Genomic DNA, 7,786 nt, shown 5'->3' with positions numbered 1-7,786 from the left:
CCGGCAGCGGCTCGCCGAGGACGCCCGTCGCCAGTGCGACCGCGATGGCGCCGAGGGAGGCGAGCGCTGCGGCGAGCGCGGTCCGCGGCAGCACGATCCGTCCTCGGGCGAGGCACCAGCACGGCCCAGAGCAGCTCCGCGGCGCCGAGCGCGCCGAGTAAAGGGGCTTGGACGCCCTCGCCGCCTGCCGCGAGCGAGAGGTGGACGAGCCCCGCGCCGAGGCCGGCGAAGGCGGCGTTGCAGCGGGTCACGGTCGTCATGGCTGCTCCGATCGCGCGAGAGGAAAAGGAGGCCCCGGATCGACACACCGCATCGTGTCGTCCGGGGCCGTTCAGTCCGTCCGCCGTGGAAAACGGCGGGCCCACGGCGGACGGAGTCTCAGGGGGGGGGGGCGAGGCCGCCCGGGTCAGGCAGTCGCGGCGGTCCGCGCCCGCGCCACCTTCTCGGTGCCGAGTCCGACTCCCAGGAGCACCAGCGCGCTGGCCAGGTGGAGGAAGTGGTCGGCGGTGTTCAGTGCCAGCACATTCAGGGCGGTGTCGACGAGGAAGAATCCGACGACGCCCAGTGCGAGGTACACCGCGCCGACGGTGATGTTCACCGTCTTCGCCGCGGACACGGTCGACAGGCCCGCGATGAGCAGTGCGCCTCCGATCAGCAGGTGGGCGATGTTGTGTAGCGGGTTCACCTCGAAGACGCCGAGCAGAAGCCCGCCCTCGGTGGCGAGGAACTGCACGCCGCCCGTGACGACGAAGCCGAGAAGACCGACGACGACGTACACAGCTCCGAAGAGAGTCGCCAGCAGCCGGTTCGGTGATCTGCTCATGGTCGTCGACCTCCTTCGAGCAGCGCCTCTGCTCTGTACTGCCTCTTCGTAACCCGGCGCCTGCCGGTTTGGAAACAGTGCGGACTCTGCCGGTCACGGTCAGGACACGAAAGCCCCCGGGGCCCGGATCCTCCGTCTCGGCGCGGCAGACGCCCCCGTACAGTGGGTGCCATTCGCAGGCGACAGAGGAGTCGAACGGCATGGTGGGGATCCGTACTCTGACGCGGACGGGGCTGCTGATCGTCCCCGTCCTGGTCCTCGCGCTCGCCGGTTGTACCGGCTCCTCGTCCTCGAGCGTCCCCGACGCCCCCGGCGGGCCGGTGCCCGAGGAGCTTTCGGCGGCCCTCACCGCAGTCCTCGACGAGGCGATCGGCGTCGCGGGCGCCACGGGAGCGGTCGCGGGCGTCTGGTCGCCGTGGGCGGGCGGCTGGGAAGCGGCGATCGGCTCGGAGTCGGACGAGCGCACCACCCCGCTCACCACGCAGGCGCACGTGCGTCTCGGGACGGGCGGCACCGAAGCGATGACCTGCGACGTCGTGGCCGGCCTCGCCGACGAGGGGCGGCTCGACCTCGACGCCGACATCGGGCTGGCGCTCCGCTCGCTCCCCGGAGTCGACGGGCTCACGCTCCGCCAGCTCTGCTCGCACACCTCCGGTCTGGCCGACTTCCGCTCGGCGCTGTGGCCCGCCGTGGTGCAGAACCCCACCCGTCGGTGGCCGACGCTCGAGCTGCTCTCGGCCGCGCAGGTGCGTGCCGAGTCGGCTGACCCCGGAGAGGCATGGTCCGACTCGTCGACCGGCCCGCTGCTCGCCGGCCTCGTCGCCACCCAGGCGACCGGTCGCAGCATGAGCTCGCTCTACGGCGAGTACGTCGTCCCGCGCTACGGACTGCGCAGCACGACGCTGCCCTCCGCCTCCCAGATCGACCTACCCGCGCCCGCCCCGCGCGGCTACGCGGCAGGCCTCGATCCGCTGACCGGAGCGCTGCGCTGCGACGTCCGCCGCGACGTCGGCACCGCCTCCCCGTCGTCCCTGGGTGCGGCCGGGGGAGTCGTGACCGACCTGGAGGACCTGCGGCGGCTCGCGGTCGGACTCGCCGTCGATCCGGCGGGCGACGCGATGTGGCTGGACCCGGTCCCGCAGGGCCAGGGGCGTCCGGAGTGGCTCCTCGCCGGGCTCGGCGGGCACCAGGCCGGTCCGCTGCGGGGTTTCGCCGGCATCGCTCCGGGCTTCCTCACGGCCGCCTACTCCGATCCTGACTCCGGGCTGACCGTTGCAGTCTCGTTCAACAGCTCCATCCCGGGTCCCGATCTCGTGGCGACCGTCGCGCGCGGGCTCGCGGCGGTCGCCGTCGAGCAGGGTGCCGCCGCCGGTGCAGCAGGACTGCCGCAGCTGCCCTGGACCGCGGAGGGTGAGCGCAGCGCCGTCCAGGCGACGCAACCGCGCTGCTGATCCCGCGGTCCTACGCTGGTGCCATGGCGATCACTCCCGACACCAAGGACTGGACCTGGGTGCTCGAGCGCCCCTGCCTCGAGTGTGGCTTCGACGCCTCGCTCCTCGACGCGGACGAGATCTCGGAGCTCCTCCGCGAGAACGCCGCGGCCTGGCCGTACGTCCTCGAGCGCGAGGATGCGGGCGGCCGCCCTGACGACGAGACCTGGTCGCCGCTCGAGTACGCGGCGCACGTGCGCGATGTGCACCGCATCTACCTCACCCGCCTCCGGCTGATGCTCGAGGGTGACGACCCGCTGTACCCCAACTGGGATCAGGACGTCACCGCCGTGGAGGAACGCTACGACCAGCAGGACCCGGCGACCGTCGGCCGTGAGCTGGTCGAGGCGGCCGAGAGCATCGCCGCTCTCTTCGACAGAGTCTCCGGGGCGCAGTGGCAGCGCCGCGGACGCCGGAGTGACGGCGCCTCCTTCACGGTCGACACGATGGCGCGCTACTACCTGCACGACGTGCAGCACCACCTGCACGACGTGCAGGGCTGAGCGCTCACGTGTCGATGAGCTGCGGATTGAGGAAGGAGAGCGTCCGCGCGTAGGCGAGCGCCGCGGAGGCGGGGCTCACCGCCTGGCGCAGGTTCCCGTTCGCGAAGTGCCGCCGAGTGTCGGGGTAAGTGTGCGCAGTGACGGGCGTGCCCGCCTCCTTCAGTCGGCCGACGAACGACTCCGGGTCCTCGTCCTCCGCCCACTCGTCGCGCTGCGCGTAGTGCAGAAGGGTCGGGCACGGCACCAGCACGTGCTCCTCGGTGCCGAGCACGGCGTAGTAGGCGACCACCGCGTCCACGAGGCCGGTGCCCGCGGCGAGCAGCCCGAGTCGCCCGCCGAAGCCGAAGCCGATGATCGCGCTGCGCTGCGCTCCCGCCGCAGTGCCTGCGCGCACCGCCTCGGCGACGGAAGCGAGGGTGCGGTCCTGCGGCGCCATTGCGGCGAGGTCGCGTGCGTCGTCCGGGGCGAGCGTCGCCCATCCGTCGTACAGGTCGGGGACCAGCACGTGGTACCCGTGCTTCGCCACCGCCTCGGCGAACGGCTCGAGCCACGGCAGCCGCCCGAACACGTCGTGCAGCACGACCACCACGGGGCGGCCGGGCTGCCCGTACTCGAGGGCGACGCCGGGCGACGGGATCTGCACGAGCTCGCTCACCACTCCACCCTGCCCTGCGGAGGAGCGGATGCGGCGCGCTGCCGCGGGTCCACTCGGCGTGTCGCGGCCGATCGGGGTCAGTGACGGTCTCTCCGGGCGGGCACGGTGCCGGTGACGTCGGGCAGCGCCCCCGCGGTTGAGAAAAAAGAAGGCGGCTCCGGAGCGGCGCTCGGTCTCGCTCCGGCACGCGGGCCTCCTCGACGGTGTCAACGCATCCGTCGATGATCGTCTCGACGACCGCTCTGCCCTCCGTGCGATCACGGTGGAGCAGGAGCCGTCGCCTTAGCGGTCCACGGATGAACGCTTTTTGGCCGGCGCCCCCGACCGCGCCTAGCGTCGTGCGTGCCGTCCACCGCTGATTCACGGACACCGACGAGCGGGCGTCCTGTCCACCCGAGGTCCACGAGCGTACGGCCGTTTCTTCGCCGCGCGCTTGCGGATGGCGGCAGGTGCGGGGAGCGACCCGGCCAGAGCGGCACGACTCGCTTCCGCTCTCGCGGAGCGCAGCACCGAGTTCCTGCGACTGGGGGAGCTGCACGAGGTGGCCCTGCGCTACGACGATTGCAGGACGCTCGTGCATCCGGAGGTCGGCCGGATCGACGTGGACGCGCAGGTGCTCTTCACGGACAACCGCGCGCAGCCCCCGTCGTGCTCGCGGCTGGCCGAGGGGGGCGACAACCGCGCGAGGCTGGACCTTCTGAAGGTGATCGAGCGCCAGCGGCCCACAGCCTGAGGCGGAGCGTCGGCGGCGGGACCGTCGAGAGCGCATCGCCGCCGAGCGGCATCCGGGCGCAGGGCGATCCCGGCGCGGACAGGACGCGGCCGACAGGGAGGGATCGGTCGAAGGTGGCGTGGAGAGCGAGTGACGGGAATCGAACCCGCGCCATCTGCTTGGGAAGCAGAAGTTCTACCATTGAACTACACTCGCGCGGCGCCGCTCAGGCGCACCCGGATATCGTAGCAAGGCCCGCGCCGCCCCCACGCACCGGGGTCGCCCCACGCCCTAGGATCGCCTGGTGCTCCTCTCCGATCGCGACATCTCGCTCGAACTCGCCTCCGGCCGCGTCGGGCTCGCCCCGCACGATCCGTCGATGCTCCAGCCGTCGTCCGTCGATGTGCGACTCGATCGCTTCTTCCGACTCTTCGACAACCACCGCTACCCCTACATCGATCCGGCCGAGGACCAGCCCGAGCTGACCCGCCTGGTCGAGACTCCGAAGGGCGAGCCGTTCATCCTGCACCCCGGCGAGTTCGTGCTCGGCTCGACCTACGAGCAGGTCTCGCTTCCCGACGACATCGCGGCGCGCCTCGAGGGCAAGAGCTCGCTCGGGAGGCTCGGGCTGCTCACGCACTCGACCGCCGGCTTCATCGATCCGGGCTTCACCGGCCACGTCACCCTCGAGCTGAGCAATGTGGCGACGCTGCCGATCACACTGTGGCCCGGGATGAAGATCGGCCAGATGTGCTTCTTCCGCCTCAGCTCGCCGGCTGAGAAGCCCTACGGCTCCAGCGAGTACAGCTCGCGCTACCAGGGCCAGCGCGGCCCGACCGCCTCGCGTTCGTCGCTCCGCTTCCATCGCACGGACGTGTACGCCGACTGACCTCGCGGACGGCGGTGGAGGCGCGGTCAGCCCAGCAGGCGGGGGAGCTGCAACACGAGCCAGGGCGAGAACGCCCACGGTGTCGCGCGCACGGCGGCGAGCATCGCCTCCGGATCGACCCACTCGTGGTCCATCACTTCGTCCGCCCGCGGGTCGAGCGCGTCACGGCTCGACAGGACAGCCGTGTAGACGGGGCAGATCTCGTTCTCGACGATCCCGGAGGCGTCGACCGCGCGATAGCGGAAGTCCGGCAGAGCGACTTCGAGGGCGTCGAGCCGTGCCCCGAGCTCGCGCTCGGCGCGGCGCACCACGGCGTCCTCGACCCGCTCGCCCGGGGCGGGGTGGCCGCAGAACGAATTCGTCCACACTCCCGGCCAGGTGCGCTTCTCGAGCGCGCGGCGGGTGACCAGGAGCGCCCCGTCGGGAGCGAAGACGTGGCAGGAGAACGCCAGGTGCAGGGGGGTGGCCGTGTCGTGCACGGTCAGCTTGTCGGCGACGCCGACGGCGCTCCCCATCTCGTCCAGGAGGACCACCTGCTCGATCCGGTCCGTCTGCACGGCGATGCCTGGCGAAGTCATACCTGCAAGTGAAGCACGCCGCAAGACATCAGCCGGCTTATCGTTCTCGAACGGTGCTTTGTTAGCCTTCCCCCGTGGATACGCGCGACCCCGTGGTTCTGTCCCGGTTGAGACAGGAGCACGTCGATGCCGTCCTGGACCGTTTCTTCTCCTTAGCGAGGTCACGGGCATCGCGTCTCGGACCCCGCTATCTCACTCTCTGGCAGACCCTGGAGGCCAATACCCGGGGAGGCAAGCGCTTCCGCCCGCTGATGGCGATCTCGGCGTACGAGGCCCACGGTGGTCAGGATCCTGAGGCGGCCGCCCACCTCGGTGCCGCGTTCGAGCTGCTGCACACCGCGCTGATCGTGCACGACGATGTGATCGACCGCGACTTCGTGCGGCGGGGCGGCCCGAACGTCTCGGGCAGCTACCGCGACGAGGCCACCACCGCAGGCCTCTCCATCCCGATCGCCGAGCACCGCGGCACCTCGGTCGCCGTGATCGCGGGCGACCTCGCTCTCACCGGTGCCCACCGCCTGGTCGAGGGAGTCGGCGCCTCCGACGGCGTGCGCGCGCGCCTGCTGACCCTGCTCGACGAGGCCGTCTTCGCCTCCGCCGCCGGCGAGCTGGCCGACGTCGACTTCTCGCTGATGCCGGGGATGCCCTCGGTGGAGGAGGTACTCGAGATGGAGCGCCTGAAGACCGCCGTCTACTCGTTCGAGGCGCCGCTGCAGGCCGGCGCGATCCTCGCCGGCGCCTCCGATGCCGCGGTGGAGGCGCTGGGAGAGTTCGGGCGCTGCATCGGCATCGCGTACCAGATCGTCGACGACCTGCTCGGCGTCTTCGGCTCGGAGGGACAGACCGGCAAGACCACCCTGGGCGATCTCCGCGAGGGCAAGCGCACCGTCCTGATCGCCCATGCCGCCGGCACCGACTGCTGGCCCGAGATCGAGCAGCTGATCGGCGACGAGCACCTCGATCCGTCCACCGCCGAGAGGGTCCGCGCGATCCTCGAGGAGTGCGGGGCCCGCGGTTTCGCCGAGGCGCTCGCGGACGAGTTCGCCGACAGGGCGTGGGCCGCCCTCGAGTCGCCCGCGGTGACGGAGGCGTTCCGCACCGAGGTCCGCCCGCTCGTCGCGAGCGTGGTCGGTCGCACGCGATGAGCGCCGCGATGTCCGCGAGCGCCCCCCGCTCCCTCCGTTCGACAGCGCTCGCGTCGTGCATCCAGCCGCAGCCCCGTACGGTGGCACGATGAGCCGCCAGAGCGAACTGTACGACCGCGTCGCACACGAGTCGTCCGCGCAGGTGATCCGGCGCTACTCCACCTCCTTCGGGTTGGCGACCCGCCTCCTCGGCGCGGGCGTGCGCGAGCGGGTCGAGGACGTTTACGCCCTGGTCCGCGTCGCCGATGAGATCGTCGACGGGGTGGCCGAGGAGGCGCGGCTCGACCGCGCCGCCGTCGAGGAGTCGCTCGACGCCTTCGAGGCCGAGACCGAACGCGCTCTCACCACCGGCTACAGCTCGAATCTCGTGATCCACGCCTTCGCACGCACCGCCCGCGCGACCGGCTTCGGCAGCGAGCTAACCCGCCCGTTCTTCGCGTCGATGCGCGCCGACCTGCGCGAGAGCGAGCACACCGCCGAGTCGTTCGAGGCCTACGTCTACGGCTCGGCCGAGGTCGTCGGCCTGATGTGCCTGCACGTGTTCCTCGCCGCTCCCGACGCAGGCCTCGTCTCGGAGGCGGACCGGGACCGCTTGGTCGCGGGTGCGCGTCGTCTGGGTGCGGCGTTCCAGAAGGTCAACTTCCTCCGCGACCTCGCCGCCGACGTCGACGGCCTCGGCCGCAGTTACTTCCCGGGAGTCGACCCGCGCGCCTTCTCGGAGCGCGACAAGGCCGCCCTGCTTGCCGATCTCGACGCCGATCTCGAGGCCGCCGGTGCGATCGTGCCGGAGCTGCCGCGCTCGAGCCGCCGAGCGGTGCTGCTCGCCCACTCGCTCTTCGCCGCCCTCGCCGACCGGATCCGCGCGACACCGGCCGAGGAGCTCCTCCGCGCCCGCGTCAGTGTGCCGACCGCCACGAAGGCGGCGCTCGCGGCGAGGGCGGCCGTCTCTACCCTTGCGCCGAGGCTGGGCCCCGGACCGGCCAGGGCGACC

The 7,786-nt window shown here is 71.8% G+C and carries 9 protein-coding genes and 1 tRNA gene; 6 read left to right on the top strand and 4 right to left on the bottom strand.

Going from position 1 to position 7,786, the window contains the following annotated elements:
- Positions 1-406: 406 nt before the first annotated feature.
- Positions 407-823: a DUF4383 domain-containing protein gene (locus ACH61_RS12940; RefSeq protein ID WP_068212680.1), complete on the bottom strand. Its 417-nt coding sequence runs from the start codon at positions 821-823 to the stop codon at positions 407-409.
- Between the two features lie 200 nt (positions 824-1,023).
- Here ACH61_RS12940 and ACH61_RS12935 point away from each other — a divergent pair, with 200 nt between their 5' ends.
- Positions 1,024-2,274 (top strand): serine hydrolase domain-containing protein, encoded by a 1,251-nt coding sequence (locus tag ACH61_RS12935; RefSeq protein WP_068212677.1) that lies wholly within the window; start codon positions 1,024-1,026, stop codon positions 2,272-2,274.
- Between the two features lie 23 nt (positions 2,275-2,297).
- Positions 2,298-2,816: a DinB family protein gene (locus ACH61_RS12930; protein ID WP_068212674.1), complete on the top strand. Its 519-nt coding sequence runs from the start codon at positions 2,298-2,300 to the stop codon at positions 2,814-2,816.
- A gap of 4 nt (positions 2,817-2,820) precedes the next feature.
- On the opposite strand, the gene ACH61_RS12925 is transcribed toward ACH61_RS12930, so the two are convergent.
- Complete coding sequence (locus ACH61_RS12925; protein ID WP_068212671.1) at positions 2,821-3,471, bottom strand: dienelactone hydrolase family protein; 651 nt, start codon at positions 3,469-3,471, stop codon at positions 2,821-2,823.
- Positions 3,472-3,826: 355 nt separating this feature from the next.
- On the opposite strand from ACH61_RS12925, the gene ACH61_RS12920 reads away from it, so the two are divergent.
- On the top strand, positions 3,827-4,204 hold the full coding sequence (locus tag ACH61_RS12920; protein ID WP_330220168.1) for an MmyB family transcriptional regulator: 378 nt from the start codon (positions 3,827-3,829) through the stop codon (positions 4,202-4,204).
- 124 nt (positions 4,205-4,328) lie between these two features.
- On the opposite strand, the gene ACH61_RS12915 is transcribed toward ACH61_RS12920, so the two are convergent.
- Positions 4,329-4,399 (bottom strand) — tRNA-Gly (locus ACH61_RS12915).
- Positions 4,400-4,487: 88 nt separating this feature from the next.
- On the opposite strand from ACH61_RS12915, the gene dcd reads away from it, so the two are divergent.
- Complete coding sequence (gene dcd / locus ACH61_RS12910; RefSeq protein WP_068212665.1) at positions 4,488-5,072, top strand: dCTP deaminase; 585 nt, start codon at positions 4,488-4,490, stop codon at positions 5,070-5,072.
- A gap of 26 nt (positions 5,073-5,098) precedes the next feature.
- Here dcd and idi read toward each other — a convergent pair whose 3' ends face one another.
- Positions 5,099-5,650, bottom strand: a complete 552-nt coding sequence (idi, locus tag ACH61_RS12905; protein ID WP_068212662.1) for an isopentenyl-diphosphate Delta-isomerase — start codon at positions 5,648-5,650, stop codon at positions 5,099-5,101.
- Between the two features lie 74 nt (positions 5,651-5,724).
- Between idi and ACH61_RS12900 the strand changes: the two genes are divergently transcribed.
- Together ACH61_RS12900 and ACH61_RS12895 are read left to right on the top strand one after the other, a co-directional pair.
- Positions 5,725-6,795 carry a polyprenyl synthetase family protein gene (locus ACH61_RS12900; protein WP_236713685.1) on the top strand — a complete coding sequence of 357 codons (1,071 nt, stop codon included), beginning with the start codon at positions 5,725-5,727 and terminating at the stop codon, positions 6,793-6,795.
- Positions 6,796-6,883: 88 nt separating this feature from the next.
- On the top strand, positions 6,884-7,786 hold a 903-nt coding region (locus ACH61_RS12895; RefSeq protein WP_068212659.1), incomplete at its 3' end, for a phytoene/squalene synthase family protein.

Origin of the sequence: Rathayibacter tanaceti, from assembly GCF_001634385.1 — a bacterium.
Taxonomy (GTDB): Bacteria; Actinomycetota; Actinomycetes; order Actinomycetales; family Microbacteriaceae; genus Rathayibacter; species Rathayibacter tanaceti.
This window is presented reverse-complemented; position numbering and strand designations above follow the sequence as displayed.